This window comes from Cupriavidus sp. 01L46 (assembly GCF_056399905.1).
On the sequence record NZ_JBFTSF010000061.1, the window covers coordinates 25,719 to 45,049 of the forward strand.

Below are 19,331 nucleotides of genomic sequence, written 5' to 3' on the forward strand. Positions count from 1 at the left end.
CCGGACGGTGCCCCGTGGTCGCCGCAAATTCAGCGCGGTCTTTGCGTGGTTTCGGCGTGTTTTCGGCGTGGTTTCAGCGCGACCGCGCCGGGCGCCGGGCGCCGGCGGCGTCCGACCCAGTTCAGCAGCAAGCCAAGCGCGCCCAGCCCGAGCGCGAGCGGCCACGAAATCGCGCCACCACCACCACCCGACGAGGCGGCGGGCGCGGCGGGCGCCGGCTGGACCACCTGCGTGCCGGCGGCCACGGCGGCATTGGCATCGAGCAGGCCCGCGCCGCAGATGCCGGCATTGGCTGCGGCCGTGCAATAGGTGCCAGCCGGATGGGGCCGCGCCGAACTCTTCAAGGTGGCAAGCACCTGGGCAGGTGTGAGGGCCGGGTTCGCGGCGAGCATCAGCGACACCACGCCCGATACCAGCGGCGCGGCAAAGCTGGTGCCTTGCGAGTTGATGACGTTGTAGTTGCCAAGCGAGGTGGTGCCGTCATTGGAGAGGGTCCGGATGAACGACTCCGCCACTGTGCATTTGCCCCCCGATACCTTGGAGTTGCCACAGCCGCCGCCGGGCGCGCTCAGCGCAACCTGCGGCCCCACGTTGGCATAGCTGGCGTTCTCGCCGTCATTGGCATGTGCCGTTACGGCGACCACGCCGGTGCAGTCGGCAGGCGCCTCGACCGCGCCGGCGCTGTTGCCCGTGGCGGCAACCACCACCACGCCATTCGCGGCGAGGTCGGCCACGGCTTGTTGCTCGATGCTGGAGCAGGTCCCGCCGCCCAGGCTCACGTTGATCACGCGCGCCGGGGTGGGGTTGGCCGGCGCATTGGGTACGGAGAGGCCGCCAGCCCAGCGCATGCCATCCACGGTGTCCGAGAGCAGCGCGCCGCAGCGGCCGGAGACGCGCACCGGCTGGATGCGGGCGTTCCAGTCCACACCGGCGATGTTCACCCCGTTATTGGTGAGTGCGCCAAGCGTGCCTGCCACGCGGGTGCCGTGCCAGCTATTGTTGGTTGCGGTCGTGGTCGCCGTGGTGGTGCCTGGGCAGATGAAGCCCGCCGGCACGCCGTCGCCGGCGTCGGTGGGATCCGCGTCCCRGCCATCAGGGTCGTTGGCGATCTTCGGGTCGGTAATGAAGTCATAGCCGGGCACAATGCGGCCGGCGAGATCGGGGTGCGGCAGGTAGCCGGTATCGAGCACGGCGATCACCAGGCTGCTGCTGCCGCGCGTGCGGTCCCATGCGGGGGGCAGGTTCACGCCGCCCACCACCTGGGCAGGGGTGCCGAGGTAGGGCTGGTTGAGCGCGAACTCGGGATCGTTGGGCACGGTGTCGTGCAGCCGCAGCCAGCGGTCCGGCACCACTTCCGCAATGCGCGGATCCTGGCGCAGCCGGGCGGCGGTGCCTTCCGGGTCGGCGGCATCGCTGCCGGAGACGCTCAGCAGTTGCAAGCTGCCGCCCATCTGGCGCTTGACCGAAAGYGCCACGCCGGTGCTCTGGCGCACGCTCAGCATGCGCTCGGACAAGCCGCTGGCAGCAGCGCGGTCGCTCGCGCTGGTGACGTTCGCGCCGGTGGTTGTGCTTGTGCTGCCGTCACGCCAGCGCACGATGAAGTTGCCGGTGTAATGCGGCGCGGGGCGCGCGGCGGGGTCGGGGGCCGCGCCGGCTGCGGCCGGCACACCCAGCCAGAGGGCGGCGCCCAGTGCCAGCAGCAGGGCGGCATGGGGCGCCACGCGCCGCGTTTCGCCAGATTGGAATTGACGCTGTTCCTGCATGTCTAGGTTCTCCCGTTGAGCCCGCTTCGGACTGACCGCGGTTACAGCATTCAACTTTCAGCCTTCAACCTTCAGCCTTCAACGTCCAAGCCATGCATTCCGACGACAGAAACCGGGCCACCGCCGGATTCAGCTCGGCGGCATGTCGCGGCCGATGGGCTGGGTGCGGTTCGGCTTGAGCACGCGGTCAGGTTCGGCCAGTTCGATGCGAGGGGTGCCGCGCAGCGTGGCAAGCGCCTGGTCGATCGTCGCATCGGCCGACGCGGAGATCGCGGTGACCAACCACACGCCGCCCGACATGGGCCGCTTGACGACGAAGCGGATCGGCCCGGCAATCGAGGCCAGCAAGCGATCGGCGTCTTCGGACACGGTGACCGGCGGCGCGGAGAACCGCACCATGATATCGCCGACGGCGCGATCGGCGCTGATGCTGTTGAGCGGTGGCGCCGACGGGCGCTGCTGCGCCTGGCAAGCGGTCAGGGCCAGCAGGGCCAGCAGGCCGCAGGCGGCGGTGATCCGCAGCGGGCGAGCCAGTGAGCGGGAGTGCGGCTGTTTGCCGAGTGACATGGGGAAACTCCTGAATGGTTACGGGCCAGGGCGCAGGCTATCAGCCTGCGCTGCGCCGCGAGCGGCGCGCCTCCCGGGCCGTGCCGGTGGTGCCGCGCAGGCCTTGCGCGAGCATCTCCTCGGCATGTTGCACTGTGGTGGCCGTCACCGTGGTCCCGCCCAGCATGCGTGCGGTTTCGACCACGCGGCCGGCGGCGTCGAGGGCACGGATGCGCGAGCGGGTGACCGAGCCTGTGCCGTCGCGCTGGCTGGTCTCCTTGCTGACCAGCAGGTGGGCGCCGGCCTGGGCGGCCACCTGCGGCAGGTGGGTCACGCACAACACCTGGCGGGCGCGGCCGAGTTCCTGCAGGCGGCGGCCCACTACCTCGGCCACCGCGCCGCCGATGCCGGTGTCGACTTCGTCGAAGATCAGGGTGGGGGTGGGCGCGGCTTCGCTGGTAATGACGGAAATTGCCAGGCTGATCCGGGCCAGCTCGCCGCCCGACGCCACTTTGGCCAGGGGGCGCGCGCTGACGCCGGCATGGCCTGCCACCAGGAACTCGACCTGTTCCAGGCCGTGGCTCTGCCCTTCGTCGAGCGGGTGCAGCGCCACCGCGAAACTGCYGCCCGCCATGGACAGGCCCTGCATGGCATCCGTCACGGCGGCCGACAGGCTTTCGGCCGCCACCTTGCGTGCGGCGCCGAGGTGCTGGGCGATGGTGAGGTAGGCGGCGCGGGCCGCGGCCTCGCGCGCCATCGCCTTGTTCAGGTCCTGGGCGGACTGGAGATCGTCCAGTTGCTGGCGGCGCGCCATCAGTTCGTCCGGCAACTGCTCGGGCGGCATCCGGTACTTGCGTGCGGTGGTGTGCAGCGCCTGCATGCGCGCCYCCACCACCTGCAAGCGTTCGGGGTCCAGGTCGATCCGGTCGACATAGCGGTTGAGCGAGTGCGCGGCCTCCTCGACCTGGACCAGCGCCGGGTCCAGCGCCGCCAGTACGTCGCCCAGCGCGGGGTCGACGTCGGCCATCTGCCGCAGGCGCTGCACCACGCTGTTAAGCCCGGACAGCACCGAGCCATCGGCCTCGGACAGCGCCTCGAGCGCGGCGCGGCTGCCCTCGATCAGCCCGGCGGCGTGCGACAGCCGGTTGTACTCGGCCTGGATGTCTTCCCATTCGCCGGGTTGCGGCGCCAGYTTCTCGAGCTCGCCGACCTGCCATTCGAGCCGCTCGCGTTCCAGCTGCATCTCGCGCGAGCGGTGCTCGACGTTTTCGCGCTGGCGCACGCACGCGCGCCACGAGCGCCAGGCTTCGGCCACCGCACCGGCTTGCGCGGTGAGCCCGGCATGGGCATCGAGCAGCAGGCGCTGGGCGTCCGGGCGCAGCAGCAACTGATGGGCATGCTGGCCGTGGATATCGACCAGGCGGTCGCCGATGTCGCGCAGCTGGCCCAGCGTGGCGGCGGCGCCATTGATAAAGGCCTTGCCGCGCCCGCTGGCGTCGACCGTGCGGCGCAGCAGCACCGTGCCTTCGTCGCCGGTGAGATCGTGTTCGGCCAGCCAGGCGTCGAGCCCGGCCGGGGTGGAAAAGGTGGCGCTGATGCTGGCCCGGGCGGCGCCTTCGCGGACCACGCCGGCGTCGGCGCGCTCACCCAGCACCAGGGCCAGCGCATCGATCAGGATCGACTTGCCGGCGCCGGTCTCGCCGGTGAAGACGGTGAAGCCCGGGGAGAAGTCGAGGTCGAGGGTATCGACAATGACGAAATCGCGGATGGACAGGCTGCGCAGCATCGTGGTCGACGGGTCGGGGCTGGGTGATGTCAGGGGACGGATCTGGGCCGGATCGGTGCGGGCCGGGGCGGATCAGAGCCGGTTGTCTTCGCTCGGGTACTCGTGCCAGTGCAGCTTCTTGCGCAGCGTGGCGTAATAGTTGTAGCCGATCGGGTGCAGCAGGTTGACGGTCTTGGCCGAGCGCCGCACCACGATGCGGTCGCCGGGCAAGAGCGAGGTCAGCGACTGCATGTCGAAGTTCACGCTGGCGTCACGCGCCGTGGCGACCTCGATCGACACCTCGGCATCGTGCGGCAGCACGATCGGGCGGTTGGACAGCGCATGCGGGGCAATCGGCACCAGCACCAGGCCCGACAGGGTCGGGTGCAGGATCGGGCCGCCCGCCGACAACGCATAGGCGGTCGAGCCGGTCGGCGTGGAGACGATCAGGCCATCGGAGCGCTGGTTGTACATGAAGTGGCCGTCCACCGACACCGCCAGCTCGACCATGCCGGAAATGCCGGAACGGTTGACCACGACGTCGTTGAAGGCCAGCGCGGAGAAGATCACGCCATCGTCGCGCACCACCTGGGACTCCAGCAGCATGCGGGTCTCGGACTCGTAGCGGCCCGCCAGCATGTCGGGCAGCACCGAGTGCACGTCCTGCAAGGGGATGTCGGTCATGAAGCCAAGGCGCCCGTGGTTCACGCCGATCAGCGGCACCGGGTAGCCGGCCAGCTGGCGCGCCAGGCCCAGCAGGGTGCCGTCGCCGCCGAGCACCACCGCCACATCGGCATGCTTGCCGATCTCGTCGGGCGCCAGCGCCGGATAGTCGGTCAGTCCGGTGGCCAGGGCCGTGTCTCGCTCGAACACCACATCCTGGCCGTTCCTGAGGATACAGGCGGCCAGCTCTTCCAGCGGGCCCTCGATGCCGGCTGTGGCGTACCTGCCGATCAGGGCGACGGTGCGAAATGGGGCGCGCGCGGCGCCGGGCTTGGGGAGCGAAGACATGCCGGGATTAGACCATACCGCCGTGACCATTGTCAGCAGGAGGGCGCTTGGCGCCGGGCCGGATCGCCGATGAGCCGCCCGAATGGTGAAAACTTGCGTAAAATCAGGAGCATCATGGATGAACGTGCGAAAACGCTTCTCAAAACCCTCATCGAGCGCTACATCGCCGAGGGGCAGCCCGTGGGCTCACGGACCTTGTCGAAGTACTCGGGGCTCGACCTGTCTCCGGCCACCATCCGCAATGTGATGTCCGACCTGGAGGAAATGGGGTTCATTGCCAGCCCGCATACCTCGGCCGGGCGCATTCCCACGCCGCGCGGCTACCGGCTGTTCGTGGACACCATGCTGACCGCCCAGCCGCTGGATGGCGCGCTCAACCTGGCCGAGCTGACCGGCAAGATCCGGGGCCAGCTGGAGGGCCRGCAGCTCGGGCCGCAGCGGATGATCACGTCGGCGGCGCACACCTTGTCCAACCTGTCGCAGTTCGCCGGCGTGGTGATGACCCCCAGGCGCGCCCAGGCGTTCCGCCAGGTCGAATTCATGCGGCTTTCGGACAAGCGCATCCTGCTGATCATCGTCACCCCCGAGGGCGACGTGCAGAACCGCATCATCCAGACCGAGCTGCCGTATTCCCCGTCGCAACTGGTCGAAGCCGCCAATTTCATCAACTCGCACTTTGCCGGCATGAGCTTCGACAATGTGCGCGACCACCTGCGCGGCGAGCTGCGGGCGCTGCGCATGGATATGTCGCAGCTGATGCAGGCCGCGGTGGAGGCGGGGAGCAATGCCATGGCCGAGGGGGAAGACGACCATGTCTTCATCTCGGGCGAGCGCAAGCTGCTGGAGGTGGAAGACCTGTCGTCCAGCATGGAAAAGCTGCGCCGCCTGTTCGACGTGTTCGAGCACAAGACCGGCCTGCTCAAGCTGCTCGATGTCTCCAGCCACGCCCAGGGCGTGCAGATCTTCATCGGCGGCGAGAGCAAACTGGTGCCGCTCGAAGACATGGCGGTCATCACCGCGCCCTATGAAGTCGACGGCCAGATCGTCGGCACGCTCGGGGTGATCGGGCCGACCCGCATGGCCTACGAACGGGTGATCCCGATCRTCGACATCACCGCGCGCCTGTTGTCCAGCGCGCTCAGCCAGAACTAGTGTTGGCTCGGCCCTGTCTTACAAACTGCCTGTTCCCCGCATCCTGTAAGCTCGGCGAAACCTGGCGGCCGCGCGTCCTGTGCCCGCGCCGCCCCGCCACACCGGAAATTACATGACGTTTACCCCTGAACCGGCCTACCAGCATGGCCAGGCGCCGCGCACGGCCATCCTGCTGATCAACCTCGGCACCCCGGATGCGCCAACGCCGAAGGCGGTCGGCAGCTACCTCAAGCAGTTCCTGTCCGACCCGCGCGTCGTGGAGATCCCACGCGCGGCGTGGCTACCGCTGCTGTACGGCATCATCGTGCCGCTGCGCTCGCGCGCTTCGGCGATGAAGTACGAGTCGATCTGGCTGCGGGAGGCGCATATGACGGGTTCCCCGCTGCTGGTGCACACCGAGCGCCAGGCTCACGCCTTGCAACTGCTGCTGAACCAGCAAGGCCATGAGGTGACAGTGGCGTGCGCCATGCGGTACGGCAATCCGTCGATCGGCTCGGTGCTGGAAGCGCTGCGCCGCCAGGGGACCGAGCGCATCCTGCTGCTGCCGCTATATCCACAGTACTCCGGCACCACCACGGCGACGGGCTTCGACGAGGTGTTCCGGGTACTCAAGCAGTGGCGAAACCAGCCGGAGCTGCGGCTGGTCAAGCATTTCCACGACCATCCGGCCTATCTTGCCGCCTTGCACCAGCAGGTGGGGGCATACTGGGCGCAGCATGGCACGCCGGATTTCGCGCGGGGCGACAAGCTGATCCTGTCGTTTCACGGCGTGCCGCGCCGCACGCTGGAGCTCGGCGACCCCTACCATTGCGAGTGCCTCAAGACCGGGCGCCTGCTGGGCGAGGCGCTGGGCCTGCAGCCCGGGCAGTACCAGGTCACCTTTCAGTCACGCTTTGGCAAGGCGGAGTGGCTGCAGCCCTATACCGCGCCCACCCTGCAGGAACTCGGCAAGGTCGGCACTGGCCGGGTAGACGTGTTTTGCCCGGGCTTTCCGGCCGATTGCCTGGAGACGCTGGAAGAGATCGCCATGGAAGGGCGCTCCGAGTTCCATGTGGCAGGCGGCAAGGTGTTCCACTACATTCCCTGCCTCAACGATTCGGAGAGCTGGATTGCCGGGCTGGCGGAGATTGGCTTGCAGCACTTGCAGGGCTGGCCGCTGCGGCTGCCGCATCCGCATGAGCTGGAGGCCCGCCGCACGCACGCGCAGACGCGTGGCGCCGCGGCATGAGCGTGGCGCTGCCCAACGGATGGAGGTGACGACATGAGTGTATCTTTCGAGGCCGATGCCCGCCTGCGCATCGACAAATGGCTGTGGTGCGCGCGCTTCTTCAAGACTCGCTCGCTGGCTGCCGAGGCGGTGGACCGTGGCAAGGTGCAGGTCAACGGCCAGGCATGCAAGAATTCGCGCGAGGTCAAGCCGGGCGACACCGTCGTCCTCGAGGCGCATCAGCAGCGCTGGGAAGTGGTCGTAAAAGGCATTGCAGCGGTACGCGGCCCGGCCGCGGTAGCCCAGACGCTTTATGCGGAAACCGAGGCCAGCGAGGCGCGCCGGCGGCAGGATGCCGAGAATCGGCGGCTTAACGTGGAGCCTGCATCGAAGCTGCAGGGGCGCCCGACCAAGCGCGATCGCCGCCAGATCGACGGCGTCAGGGGATGAGGCKGACAGCGATTCAGGCTGTACGGACTCCCCGGCCGGGTCAGCGAACGTAGGGAATGATGTAGTGTTTGAATACCGCCTTGCCACTGCCGTATTCGGTGTCTCGCGGCGTGAAGGCGCCGGAGAGGCAGATGAAGACTGTCATCACCGATAATGCGGCGAGAAGGAAGACCGTCAGAACAGGCAGCTTATGCATGGCTAACCTTTCGAGAGTGGCCCCACTTGAATTGCATCTTCGACCCCGTTATTTTTGTCATTTTTATACGGTTTCATCTTAGGGGGTGCGCTGCAGCAAAGCAATATGACCCCTATTTCCGTAGACCCCCTCTTTGTAACCTTGTATTTCACTGCACCGTCGCGGTGCGCACTTGAAAATCCGGGGGCCTGCCACCAATTGCAGGCTACATTTGCCGATTGACCACCCGGCGGCCTGCGCTAGACAGGCCGCGCCTTTGTTTGATACGGATCGACATGGAAGAACAGAAGCAGACGCCATCCACCACGCCGCCGCTCACGCCAGCCAGCGAGGAGCTGAACACCGCCCCGGCCGGCCAGGCCGATAACGCCGCCACCGTGGACGTGGCGGCCCAGTTGGCCGCGCTTGAAGCCAAGGCCAAGGAAAACTACGACATGTTTCTGCGGGCTACCGCGGAAGGCGAGAACATCCGCCGCCGTGCCCAGGAAGACGTCGCCAAGGCCCATAAATTTGCTATCGAGACCTTTGCCGACTACCTGCTGCCTGTGATGGACAGCCTGCAGGCGGCGCTGGCCGACGGGTCGGGCGATATCGCCAAGCTGCGCGAAGGGGTCGAACTGACAGCCCGCCAGCTCGTCAGCGCCTTCGAGMRGGGCAAGATCGTCGAGCTGAACCCGGTKGGCGAGAAGTTCGACCCGCACCGYCAYCAGGCCATTTCGATGGTGCCGGCGCCGCAGGAGCCGAACACCGTGGTCACGGTGCTGCAGCGCGGCTACACGATCGCCGATCGCGTGCTGCGCCCGGCGCTGGTCACGGTGTCCGCGCCCAAGTAAGCGCCACCTCTTTGCGGTCCGCCCGGCGGGCTGGCACAAGCAACGCCCGGTGCCGCTGGCCCGGGCGTTTTTCATTGCTGGAGATGTCCATGTCCACAGAGCCAGGCAACCCCGCCACGCCCGACACCGCCGTGGATCCGGCGGCGCACCTCGACCATCGCGCCTTCGACGCGTTCGGCATGCGCGAGGTGGACAGCGCCGGCATCGATGGCGCCATCGCTGCTGCTGGCGACGCGCTGGTCTGCGTTTTTTTCTGGGGCGTGGACTGCTTCAATTGCGAAATGGCGAAAAAAGCCATGCTGTCCAATCCAGACCCGGTGCGGGCGCTGGAGCTGCACTGGCTGCACGCCAATGTCTATGCGCACCCGGATATGGGCAAGCGATTCGGCCTGCACGGCATTCCGGTCTTCATGTTCTTCCACAAGGGCAAGAGGCTGGGGCGGGCCACCGGCTGGCATGGGCAGGGCCAGTTTGCCGCGGCGGTAGCCAATGCACGRCTGAAGGCTGGCGGCAAGCCGCTGGCCGGCTAGGCGCGTCCGCGCGTCAGCGTGACAGCGCGTATCCCAGCCGGAATTGCCAAGGCAGCTTGCGGTTGTAGTCCAGCAAGCTCTCGCCATAGCCGACGAAATAGCCTGCCATCAGGTAACCCGCCGTGCCGGGGATCAGCCTGGCCAACGGATACGTCACCGATGCGTCGACGCTGCCGTAATACTTCTGCGTGCCTTTGCGCAGGGTGGTAGCGAACTCCCATGAGTCCGGCTTGCCATAGGCCAGCTTCAGGTCCATGTAGCCGCGATAGCTGGCAATGTCAGTGTTGTCGTTCTTCTCGACGTAGTAGTACAGCTTGGGCGACACACTCCAGTGCCAGTTGCTCATGTCCCCCAGGTAAAACGTGGGTTTGACGAACACCATATTGATGCTGCGCGACTGGGCGCCATCGCGGCCATTCGACTCATGTTCCAGGCCAGCCGCAAGCGAGAGCCGGCTGATCACGCGGTTCTGCACGCCGGTATCCGGCAGGTAATAGAACAGGCTCGGGCGGTAGTTGGTGTCGCGGAACGGCCGTGAGTCGCTCGACAGATCCCACAGGGAAAACTGCGTGTAGCCGAAGTACAGGTTCTCGAGCAAACCGTGCGAAGCCGGATTCTCGCCTTGGTAGATGCGGAACTTGAAGCTGAACTGGAACTTGGCGTTGGCCCCGCCGTGCGCCCCGACCATGAAGTACATCGGATCGTTGAAGGTCAGCCGGCCCTCGTCTCGCAGGTCTGCCGGGACGGGCGACGCCTGGCTGGCGGCGGCGACCGGAATGACAGGGACAACCGGCACAGGCGAGGTGCTTCTTTCGGCGCTTGTGGTGGGTGCCGGGGTCGCCGCGACCTGGGCCGACGGCGGATCCTCGGCGCGCGGGGCGCGATTGAGCGTGACCAGCACGGGCGCGGCGTCGATGTCCACGGGATCCAGCCGGACCACGCCGCGCAGGTTGGGCGGCAATGGCGCACTGTACTCGACCGTGCGGTGCTCGCCCTTGCGCAACTTGATCGTCGAGGGGCCGGCGCTGACACGCTGCATGCTGAGCCTGACAGGGGCCTGCAGATCGGCCGAAACCGTGACGTCGATCGCCTGGGGGACCAGGAAGCTGCGGTTCGCACCGTCGGCGCTGAGCAACAAGGTCAGGGTCAGGGGCTTGGTGCCGTCGACCACCTTCGGCGGTTGCAGCAGCGCCACGGCAGCATGGCTCGATAGCGGCCCGGCGGCCAAGAGGGCGAGGGCGAGCAGGAGCGCGGGGGGCCTGGCCGTGGCGCGGCAGATCTCGGGCTTGAGCGTGCTGAGCAGCATGGGAGGCGGCAGCGCACCCTCGTGAAGAGGTGATGCGCACGCGGCAGGGTATTGCGACGCGGTACAGCCTATCACGTGCCTATCACGCCATGCGGCAGAATCTTGTGATGATTTGTACGCAGCCCGGGCAGGGCTGGGACGTCACCTAGCGGGTAGCGCGGCGCTGGATCGAGGCAATGTATTGCTCGCCATCCGGCGGCATGCCTGTGCGTTGCGCCTGCCAGAGCATTTCGCCGAGGCATTCCATGACCTGATGCTGCGCTTCGTGCGGTGAATCCAGGCGCTGCGCCAGGGATTCGTACGCGCGGCGGATGCCGGGGGGCTGGTCGATGGATACCTGCTCGGAGATCGACAGGTGCATGGCCAGGTGCAGGAAGGGATTGGTCTGGCCGCCTTCAGGCGTGTAGTCCTGAGCCAGCGCGCCTTCCGTGTCGGTGAGCAGGCTGTGATACTCAGGATGCTCGCCGATCCAGTCGACCGCAATGACTTCGAGCGGGGTGAGGACGCTGCCTGCGCGTTGCTTCTGCCAGGCTTCACAGAAAAAACGGCGGACTTCTTCGCGGGAGGGATTGAACATGATGGCGCTATTGTAAACGAGCGCTTCCACTGCTGCAGCGCAGCGCGAAGCGGCCCCCTCGCAAGCTGACCGAATCGGCCTGCCAGCCACTAGAATGCGGYGTTGCCCGGCGTCGCCGGGTCCATTTCCTGCCAGCGCGCCACCATGTCCGCTCCCCGTTCCTMCGCCGCCCGTGTCCGGCAGCCTCAGCAACACGCCCGCGAGCAACTCGCGGGCGTGTTGCTGATCGCCCTGTCGGCCAGCGCCTTTGGCGCCATGGCCATCTTCGCGCGCTTTGCTTACGACGCGGGCACCGATGTCTACGGCCTGCTGGCGGTGCGTTTCGTGCTGGCCGCGGGCGCCCTGGCGCTGGCGATGCGCCTGCGCGGCGTCAGCCTGCCGGGCTGGCGCAAGGTGTTGGCTCTGGCTGCCATGGGCGGCATCGGCTATGTTGGCCAGTCGTTCTGCTTTTTCACCGCGCTCAATCATGCCCAGGCCAGCCTGGTGGCCCTGCTGCTTTACCTGTATCCGCTCTTTGTCACCATCCTMGCCGCCGTTTTCCTCAAGGAACGGCTCGGCACCGCATCCGTGATCGCGCTCGTGCTGTGCTCGGTGGGTGCGGGGCTAACGGTGGGGGGCGGCCAGGGCTCGGCGCTGGGCATCGGGCTTGGCCTGGCCTCGGCCGCGATCTACTCGGTGTACATCATCGTGGGTGCGCGCGTGACGGCGGGCGTCAATCCGCTGGCCACTACCACCGTGGTGTGCAGTGCGGCCGCGGTGGTCTATGTCGTGGCTGGGGTGTTGCGCGCGGGCGCTGGCGTGCCGCCGCAGTTCCCGCTGAGCGCCGCAGGCTGGCTGGCGCTGCTGGCGATCGCGTTGCTGTCCACGGTCCTGGCGATCCTGACCTTCTTCGCCGGCTTGCAACGGCTCGGCGCGGCGCGGGCTTCGATGTTGTCCACCCTGGAGCCGGTGGTGACAGTGGTGTTGGCGGCGCTTTTGCTCGGGGAGCATGTCGGGATGACGCAGGCGTTGGGCGGCGGCTTGATCTTGGCGGGCGTGCTTTGGCTGACCAGCAAGGGTTCCGGCGCGCAGGATGTGCAACAGAATTGAACCCCTTGCTCAAATCGCTTGCGTGGCGAGGGCGGCGTCTTCGATACAATCCGCTTCTCACTTCTTGTTCAGGAACCGACCGCATGAAACCGATCGACCAGGTTGCAATCGCCCAGCTGTTTACCGAAGCGCGTACCCACAACGTGTGGCAAGACCGCCAGGTGGACGATGCCGTGCTTCACCAGATCTATGACGCGATGAAGTTTGGCCCGACGGCTGCCAACGGTTCGCCGGCCCGCATCGTGTTCGTCAAGAGCGCGGCGGAAAAGGCTCGCCTGGTCGAGTGCGTGTCCGCAGGCAACGTCGAGAAGACCCGCTCGGCACCGGTCACCGCCATCGTCGCATTCGATAACGCTTTCCACGATCAGCTGCCCAAGCTGTTCCCGCACGCTGATGCGCGTTCGTGGTACGCCGGCCAGCCGGAAAAGATCGCCCGCGATGCGCTGATGAACAGCTCGCTGCAAGGTGGCTATTTCATCCTGGCCGCGCGTGCCCTCGGCCTGGATTGCGGCCCGATGGCTGGTTTCGATGCTGGCAAGGTGAATGCCGCCTTCTTCGCCGATGGCAAGTGGTCGGTCAATTTCCTCGTGAACCTGGGCTATGGCGAGGCCGACAAGCTGTTCCCGCGCAGCCCGCGCCTGTCGTTCGACGAAGCCTGCCGCATCGTTTGAGCGCAAGCACTTCCAGATAGACAGAGACCCGCCTCGCGCGGGTCTTTTTTTGCCTGTCCGTTGTGCCTTTGCTCAGATGCGCGGCGCCTCGGTCTTCTCGCGGTATTCGCACAGCGGCTCGATCGCGCAGTGCCAGCACTCGGGCTTGCGCGCCTTGCAGACATAGCGCCCATGGAGGATCAGCCAGTGGTGCGCATCGTGCATGAACTCCTGTGGCACGGTCTTGAGCAGCTTCTGCTCCACCACTTGCACGTTCTTGCCGGGCGCCAGGCCGGTGCGGTTGGCTACCCGGAAAATATGCGTGTCGACGGCAATGGTGGCCTCGCCGAACGCGGTATTGAGTACCACGTTGGCCGTCTTGCGGCCCACGCCCGGCAGAGCCTCCAGCGCGGCCCGGTCGCGCGGCACCTGGCCGCCGTGCTGCTCGACCAGGATGCGGCAGGTCGCGATGACATGCTTGGCCTTGGTCTTGTACAGGCCGATGGTCTTGATGTACTCGATCAGCCCGTTCTCGCCCAGCGCCAGCATCTGCTCAGGGCTGTGCGCCACGGGGTAGAGCTTGCGCGTGGCCTTGTTCACGCCCACGTCAGTGGCCTGCGCGGACAGCAGCACGGCAATCAGCAGCTCGAACGGCGAGCTGTATTCCAGCTCGGTGACCGGGGTCGGGTTGACTTCGCGCAGTGTCTCGAACAGGGCGCGGCACTTGGCAGCGTTCATGAGTCCTTGGGGGCTGGGTTGGAGCCGGGCACGGCATCCGGATCGGGCTGGCACGGTGTGGCGGTGAGGCCGGCCTTGGCGCGGCGGGCCTCGGCGGCGTCGATCTGTGCCTGCACGGCAGGGGAGACGTTCTCGGTATTGCGTGGCTGCACCGCTTGTTGCTTCAGGCGCRCCCGCTCGATGGCGGCCTGGATGATGGCCTGCTTGCGTGCCTGCGCCGAGCGTTCCTCTTCACTTTGCGGGGCTTCGGCTTGCAGCGCCTGCAGTTTGGCGGCGGCCTTGGCCGCTAAGCGCGCATCGTTCTCCTCGCGCTCGCTCACGAGCCGCGAGCGGCGGGCGAGGTAGCGCGCGTGGGCCTCGTCCGCTTGCGCCTGCGACCAGGCGGCCCAGCCGGTGCGCTGCGCGCTGACGGGAACCATGGCAATGCAGTCGACGGGGCAGGGGGCCACGCAGAGGTCGCAACCGGTGCACCAGTCCGCCAGCACGGTATGCATCTGTTTGGGCGCGCCAACGATGGCGTCGACCGGGCAAGCCTGGATGCATAGCGTGCAGCCGATGCACAGCGCTTCGTCGATCACTGCCACCGCGCGCGCCTGCTCCACGCCCCGCTCCGGGTCCAGCGGCTGCAGCGGCGTGCCGAGCAGCGCCGACAGGCGGCGGATGCCCTCTTCCCCGCCCGGCGGGCAGCGATTGCAGGCTGCTTCGCCCGCTGCCATGGCTTCGGCATAGGGACGGCAGCCGTCGAAGCCGCACTTGGTGCATTGGGTMTGCGGCAGCAGGGCTTCGAGGCGATCGGCGAGGGTCTGGGAAATGGCGGTCACGACAGCTTTTGGGGTTTGCGGGTACGGCGCGGATGCCGTTCTCTTTTTTCCTGGCCGGAACGGGCACGCGGCAGGGATTATCCCCGATTTCGCCGCAGTGCAGAAACGCGCGATGATGCGCCCTTTGCCGGGGCCGCTGCGCGCAAGTTGCCCTGTGCCATAATCCGCGCAACGATTCACCAGCCGTCGCATGCGAAACGAAACCAGAACCAAGCGGGACCCCGAGGGAACACGCCGCCGCATCCTTGATGCAGCCACCGAGGAATTTGCCAAGGGTGGCCTGGCAGGGGCGCGCGTCGACCAGATCGCGCGCCGCGCCGAGACCAACGAGCGCATGCTGTATTACTACTATGGCAGCAAGGAAGGCTTGTTCCTGGCCGTCCTTGAAAAACAATATGCGGAGTTTCGCGCCGCTGAGGAGCAGTTGCACATCGTCGAGGAGGATCCCGTCGCGGCGGTCCGCACGCTGGCTCGCTTTGTCTGGGACTGGTACTACCGCAATCCCGAGTTCATCCGCCTGGTCAACAGCGAGAACCTGCACGAGGCGCGCCATCTGAAGAAGTCCACCCAGCTGCACCAGTTGATCAACCCCGTGGTTAACGTGCTTGCGGAAATCGTCAAGCGGGGCCAGCGGCAGGGCGTGTTCCGCGACAACGTCGATGTCTCGCAGCTCTACCTGACGATCTCCGCGCTTGGCTACTATGTGCTGTCCAACCGTTACACCATCAGCGCGGTGATCGGGCGCGACGTGGCGGCGCAGGATGAGCATGAGCGCTTTGCCGAATTGCACACCGATATGCTGCTGGCTTACCTGGAACGCCGCTGAGGCAACTTGCGGCCCCAAAAGAAAACGCCCGCGGCTTGCGGGCGTTTTTCATGGGTGCGGCATGCGGTTTAACCGCCGTGGCTCAACGATGCTTGAGCACGAAATCGCGCAGCTCCGGGTAAATCTCCTGGCGCCAGCGGCGGCCGGAGAAGATCCCGTAGTGGCCGCACTTGGCAGCCGTGATGTGTTGCTTGCGCGTTTTCGGAATGCCCGCGCAGAGCTCATGCGCGGCGGCGGTCTGGCCGGCGCCCGAAATGTCGTCCAGCTCGCCCTCGATCGTCAGTAGCGCGGTGCCCTTGATGTCCTGCGGGCGCACCGGCTGGCCATCGATCTCCCAGGTGCCGTTGGCAAGCCGGAATTCCTGGAACACTTCGCGGATGGTGTCGAGGTAGTACTCGGCGTCCATGTCGAGCACGGCGTTGTACTCGTCGTAGAAGCGCACGTGGGCTTCCGCGTCGTCGGCATCGCCCTCGACCAGGTTCAGGTAGTAATCGTAGTGCGAGGACAGGTGGCGGTCGGGGTTCATCGCCACGAAGCCAGCGTGCTGGAGGAAGCCCGGATACACCTTGCGGCCATGGCCCGGGTAATTCGCCGGCACCGTATAGATCACATTGTTCTCGAACCACTCGAACGACTTGTTGGTCGCGAGCGAGTTCACGGCCGTCGGGCTGCGCCGTGCGTCGATCGGGCCGCCCATCATGGTCATGGTCTTTGGCGTCTTCTCGCCAGCGGATGCCAGCAGGGAGATGGCCGCGAGCACCGGCACGGTAGGCTGGCACACGGAGATCACATGCAGGTTCTCAGCGCCGATATGGCGGATGAAGTCCTGGATGTAGTGGATATAGTCCGCCAGGCGGAAACGGCCGTCCTCGATCGGGACCATGCGGGCATCGATCCAGTCGGTCACATAGACCTTGTGGTCCTGCAGCAAGGTCTTCACGGTATCGCGCAGCAGCGTGGCATGGTGGCCCGACAGGGGGGCGCACACCAGCACCACCGGCTCATCCTTGAGCAGCTTGATGGTCTCCGGATCGTCCGCATAGCGCTTGAAGCGCACCAGCTTGCAGAAGGGCTTTTCGATGATGGTCTGTTCGACGATCGGGATGTCCCGGCCGTTGGAGCGTACCGACTTGATATCGAATTCGGGTTTTTCGTATTCCTTGCCGAGTCGGTACAGCAACTCGTAGCCGGCGGCGAGTCGCGTGGCGCCGGGCACCAGGGACATCGGGCTCAGGGGGTTGGTAAAGGTCTTGGCCGTAGCCTGCGCCCATGCGGTAAGCGGGTGCAGCATCGAGCGCTGGAATTCATGCAGCTGGTAAAGCATGACGTGGTCCCTATCAGGCTGGGGGCGAAGCTGGAATTCAACGCCTGGACAATACAAATACAACAAATACAGTTGCTAATGTGTTACCGATTATGCGCGTAATCGAACGATCGTGCGATGCAGCATATACCCTAAGGTACGCTCGCGTCGGAAAAAGACAATAGGACAAACACCGTACTTCTCGATGACAAATGCAAAAGAACGTGAAAAATTGCCATGAGATACGAAAAAGGCGACCGAAGTCGCCTTTTTGTGCACTTTTACGCGTTTTGCGTTACAGCACGGCGGCGATGGCGTTGACCACCGCATCGATGTTGCGGCTGTTCAGCGCGGCCACGCAGATGCGGCCGGTGCCCACGGCGTAGATGCCGTGCTCGTTGCGCAGCACGTCGACCTGGGCCGAGTTCAGGCCCGAGTACGAGAACATGCCGCGCTGGGACTTGACGAAGGAGAAGTCGCCCGGCACGCCCTTGGCGGCCAGCTTGTCCACCAGCGCATGGCGCATCAGCTTGATCCGGTCGCGCATCTCGCCCAGTTCCTGCTCCCACATGGCGCGCAGTTCCGGGCTGTTCAGCACGGTGGCGACCACGGTGCCGCCGTGGGTCGGCGGGTTGGAGTAGTTGGTGCGGATGACGCGCTTGACCTGCGACATCACGCGCTGGGCTTCTTCCTTGCCCGTGGTGACGATCGACAGTGCGCCCACGCGCTCGCCGTACAGCGAGAAGCTCTTCGAGAACGAGCTCGACACGAAGAAAGGCAGGCCGGATTCGGCGAACAGGCGCACGGCGGCGCCGTCCGGCTCGATGCCTTCCGCGAAGCCCTGGTAGGCCATGTCGAGGAACGGGATCAGGTTGCGTTCCTTGATCAGTTCCACGACTTGCTTCCACTGCTCGGCCGACAGGTCGACGCCGGTCGGGTTGTGGCAGCAGGCGTGCAGCACCACGATGGTGTTGGCGGCGTACGACTTGAGCGACTCCACCATGCCGGCGAAATTCAGGCCGTGGCTGGCAGCATCGTAGTAGGCGTAGTTGATCACGGGGAAACCGGCTGCCTCGAACAGGGCGCGGTGGTTTTCCCAGCTCGGGTCGCTGATGGCGACCTTGGCGTCCGGGTACAGGCGCTTGAGGAAGTCGGCGCCGATCTTCAGCGCGCCGGTGCCGCCGAGTGCCTGAGCAGTCACAACGCGGCCTTCGGTGATCAGCGGCGATTCCTTGCCGAACAGCAGGGTCTGCACGGCCTGGTCATAGGCGGCGATGCCTTCGATCGGCAGGTAGCCACGCGGGGTGGCGGTGGTCAGGCGGGCCTTTTCGGCTTCCTGCACGGCGCGCAGCAGAGGGATTTTCCCTTCGTCGGTGAAGTACACGCCAACACCCAGATTGACCTTGGTGGCACGGGTATCGGCATTGAAGGCTTCATTCAGGCCCAGGATCGGGTCGCGCGGGGCCATCTCGACGGCAGAAAACAAACTCATTTGGGATCTCGTGGTCAGCTATGTAACAAAACGGGAAGGCGTAGAATGCTCCGGACTGCGCTCGGGAGTGCGGGCGGCCCCCATCTTGATACCGGGCCGCCAACCCCAAGATTCTAGCGTATCTGCCCGTTTTCCTGAGGTTTTCCCCTACCAGCTTATGTCGAATCTCGTTGAAGTCGCGCCCGCGCTGGATGAAGAGAAGTTCGCGACCTTTCCCGGCTCGCCGTTCCAGCTTTACCAGCCCTATCTGCCGGCGGGCGATCAGCCCGAGGCGATCCGCCAGCTGGTCGAGGGGGTGGAGGACGGCCTGTCTTACCAGACCCTGCTGGGGGTGACCGGTTCGGGCAAGACCTTCACCATGGCCAACGTGATTGCCCGCATGGGCCGTCCGGCCATCGTGTTCGCGCCCAACAAGACGCTGGCCGCACAGCTGTATTCCGAGTTCCGCGAGTTCTTCCCGCGCAATGCGGTGGAGTATTTCGTCAGCTACTACGACTACTACCAGCCAGAAGCCTACGTGCCGCAGCGCGACCTGTTCATCGAGAAGGATTCCTCGATCAACGAGCATATCGAGCAGATGCGGCTGTCGGCCACCAAGAGCCTGCTGGAGCGGCGCGACACCATCATCGTGGCCAGCGTGTCGGCCATCTACGGTATCGGCAAYCCGTCCGAGTACCACAAGATGATCCTGACGCTGCGCACCGGTGACAAGATCAGCCAGCGCGATGTGATCGCACGCCTGATCGCCATGCAGTACACGCGCAACGASACCGATTTCCAGCGCGGCACCTTCCGCGTGCGCGGCGATACGCTGGATATCTTCCCGGCCGAGCATGCCGAGCTGGCGGTGCGCGTCGACATGTTCGACGACGAGATCGATTCCCTGCAGTTCTTCGACCCGCTCACCGGGCGGGTGCGGCAGAAGATCCCGAGGTTCACGGTCTATCCGTCGAGCCACTACGTGACCCCGCGCGAGACCGTGCTGCGGGCGATCGAGGACATCAAGGTAGAGCTGCGCGAGCGCCTGGACTTCTTCTATAAGGAGAACAAGCTGGTGGAGGCGCAGCGGCTGGAGC

Annotated in this window: 20 protein-coding genes; 9 read left to right on the top strand and 11 right to left on the bottom strand. The window is 65.9% G+C overall.

Annotated features, from left to right (window positions below):
* Nucleotides 1–29: 29 nt before the first annotated feature.
* From AC1DS3_RS13325 to AC1DS3_RS13340, 4 genes are all read right to left on the bottom strand, one after another.
* Nucleotides 30–1,763: a S8 family peptidase gene (locus AC1DS3_RS13325; protein WP_477127339.1), complete on the bottom strand. Its 1,734-nt coding sequence runs from the start codon at nt 1,761–1,763 to the stop codon at nt 30–32.
* Nucleotides 1,764–1,892: 129 nt separating this feature from the next.
* On the bottom strand, nt 1,893–2,330 hold the full coding sequence (locus tag AC1DS3_RS13330; RefSeq protein ID WP_441633594.1) for a hypothetical protein: 438 nt from the start codon (nt 2,328–2,330) through the stop codon (nt 1,893–1,895).
* Nucleotides 2,331–2,370: 40 nt separating this feature from the next.
* On the bottom strand, nt 2,371–4,095 hold the full coding sequence (gene recN, locus AC1DS3_RS13335) for a DNA repair protein RecN (protein WP_477127340.1): 1,725 nt from the start codon (nt 4,093–4,095) through the stop codon (nt 2,371–2,373).
* Nucleotides 4,096–4,167: 72 nt separating this feature from the next.
* Nucleotides 4,168–5,085 carry an NAD kinase gene (locus AC1DS3_RS13340; RefSeq protein ID WP_174422855.1) on the bottom strand — a complete coding sequence of 306 codons (918 nt, stop codon included), beginning with the start codon at nt 5,083–5,085 and terminating at the stop codon, nt 4,168–4,170.
* A gap of 114 nt (nt 5,086–5,199) precedes the next feature.
* On the opposite strand from AC1DS3_RS13340, the gene hrcA reads away from it, so the two are divergent.
* The 3 genes from hrcA (at nt 5,200) to AC1DS3_RS13355 (ending at nt 7,894) form a co-directional block, all read left to right on the top strand.
* Nucleotides 5,200–6,237 carry a heat-inducible transcriptional repressor HrcA gene (gene hrcA / locus AC1DS3_RS13345; protein ID WP_477127341.1) on the top strand — a complete coding sequence of 346 codons (1,038 nt, stop codon included), beginning with the start codon at nt 5,200–5,202 and terminating at the stop codon, nt 6,235–6,237.
* 112 nt (nt 6,238–6,349) lie between these two features.
* Nucleotides 6,350–7,465, top strand: coding sequence for a ferrochelatase (gene hemH / locus AC1DS3_RS13350; RefSeq protein ID WP_441633600.1), 1,116 nt, complete (start codon nt 6,350–6,352; stop codon nt 7,463–7,465).
* A 33-nt stretch (nt 7,466–7,498) separates the two neighbouring features.
* A complete protein-coding gene (locus AC1DS3_RS13355) occupies nt 7,499–7,894 on the top strand; it encodes an RNA-binding S4 domain-containing protein (RefSeq protein WP_441633602.1) in 396 nt (131 codons plus the stop codon).
* A 40-nt stretch (nt 7,895–7,934) separates the two neighbouring features.
* Here the strand turns inward: AC1DS3_RS13355 and AC1DS3_RS13360 are convergent, their stop codons facing one another.
* Nucleotides 7,935–8,090 (bottom strand): hypothetical protein, encoded by a 156-nt coding sequence (locus tag AC1DS3_RS13360; RefSeq protein WP_006160162.1) that lies wholly within the window; start codon nt 8,088–8,090, stop codon nt 7,935–7,937.
* A gap of 275 nt (nt 8,091–8,365) precedes the next feature.
* Here AC1DS3_RS13360 and grpE point away from each other — a divergent pair, with 275 nt between their 5' ends.
* A complete protein-coding gene (grpE, locus tag AC1DS3_RS13365) occupies nt 8,366–8,923 on the top strand; it encodes a nucleotide exchange factor GrpE (protein WP_477127342.1) in 558 nt (185 codons plus the stop codon).
* A gap of 89 nt (nt 8,924–9,012) precedes the next feature.
* Nucleotides 9,013–9,453 carry a thioredoxin family protein gene (locus tag AC1DS3_RS13370; RefSeq protein ID WP_441633604.1) on the top strand — a complete coding sequence of 147 codons (441 nt, stop codon included), beginning with the start codon at nt 9,013–9,015 and terminating at the stop codon, nt 9,451–9,453.
* Nucleotides 9,454–9,466: 13 nt separating this feature from the next.
* On the opposite strand, the gene AC1DS3_RS13375 is transcribed toward AC1DS3_RS13370, so the two are convergent.
* Together AC1DS3_RS13375 and AC1DS3_RS13380 are read right to left on the bottom strand one after the other, a co-directional pair.
* Nucleotides 9,467–10,759, bottom strand: a complete 1,293-nt coding sequence (locus tag AC1DS3_RS13375) for a phospholipase A (protein WP_441633606.1) — start codon at nt 10,757–10,759, stop codon at nt 9,467–9,469.
* 145 nt (nt 10,760–10,904) lie between these two features.
* Nucleotides 10,905–11,336, bottom strand: coding sequence for a DUF1841 family protein (locus AC1DS3_RS13380; protein WP_441633608.1), 432 nt, complete (start codon nt 11,334–11,336; stop codon nt 10,905–10,907).
* A gap of 144 nt (nt 11,337–11,480) precedes the next feature.
* Here AC1DS3_RS13380 and AC1DS3_RS13385 point away from each other — a divergent pair, with 144 nt between their 5' ends.
* Nucleotides 11,481–12,425: a DMT family transporter gene (locus tag AC1DS3_RS13385; RefSeq protein WP_477127343.1), complete on the top strand. Its 945-nt coding sequence runs from the start codon at nt 11,481–11,483 to the stop codon at nt 12,423–12,425.
* A gap of 83 nt (nt 12,426–12,508) precedes the next feature.
* Entirely contained in the window at nt 12,509–13,096 is a 588-nt protein-coding gene (locus AC1DS3_RS13390) for a malonic semialdehyde reductase (RefSeq protein WP_043344864.1), read from the top strand.
* A 72-nt stretch (nt 13,097–13,168) separates the two neighbouring features.
* Here AC1DS3_RS13390 and nth read toward each other — a convergent pair whose 3' ends face one another.
* Together nth and rsxB are read right to left on the bottom strand one after the other, a co-directional pair.
* The gene (gene nth, locus AC1DS3_RS13395; protein ID WP_441633612.1) at nt 13,169–13,813 is read right to left on the bottom strand and encodes an endonuclease III; all 645 of its coding nucleotides are present in this window, start codon (nt 13,811–13,813) and stop codon (nt 13,169–13,171) included.
* Nucleotides 13,810–14,634, bottom strand: coding sequence for an electron transport complex subunit RsxB (gene rsxB, locus AC1DS3_RS13400; protein WP_477127344.1), 825 nt, complete (start codon nt 14,632–14,634; stop codon nt 13,810–13,812). Before rsxB ends, nth begins: the two co-directional genes overlap by 4 nt.
* A 190-nt stretch (nt 14,635–14,824) precedes the next feature.
* Between rsxB and AC1DS3_RS13405 the strand changes: the two genes are divergently transcribed.
* The gene (locus tag AC1DS3_RS13405; RefSeq protein ID WP_441633616.1) at nt 14,825–15,460 is read left to right on the top strand and encodes a TetR/AcrR family transcriptional regulator; all 636 of its coding nucleotides are present in this window, start codon (nt 14,825–14,827) and stop codon (nt 15,458–15,460) included.
* Nucleotides 15,461–15,542: 82 nt separating this feature from the next.
* Here the strand turns inward: AC1DS3_RS13405 and AC1DS3_RS13410 are convergent, their stop codons facing one another.
* Together AC1DS3_RS13410 and AC1DS3_RS13415 are read right to left on the bottom strand one after the other, a co-directional pair.
* A complete protein-coding gene (locus tag AC1DS3_RS13410; protein WP_441633618.1) occupies nt 15,543–16,784 on the bottom strand; it encodes a polyhydroxyalkanoate depolymerase in 1,242 nt (413 codons plus the stop codon).
* Nucleotides 16,785–17,058: 274 nt separating this feature from the next.
* Nucleotides 17,059–18,255, bottom strand: a complete 1,197-nt coding sequence (locus AC1DS3_RS13415) for an amino acid aminotransferase (protein WP_043344875.1) — start codon at nt 18,253–18,255, stop codon at nt 17,059–17,061.
* A gap of 157 nt (nt 18,256–18,412) precedes the next feature.
* Between AC1DS3_RS13415 and AC1DS3_RS13420 the strand changes: the two genes are divergently transcribed.
* Nucleotides 18,413–19,331, top strand: a 919-nt coding sequence (locus AC1DS3_RS13420; protein WP_477127345.1) for a DEAD/DEAH box helicase family protein, incomplete at its 3' end; no start/stop codon positions are given.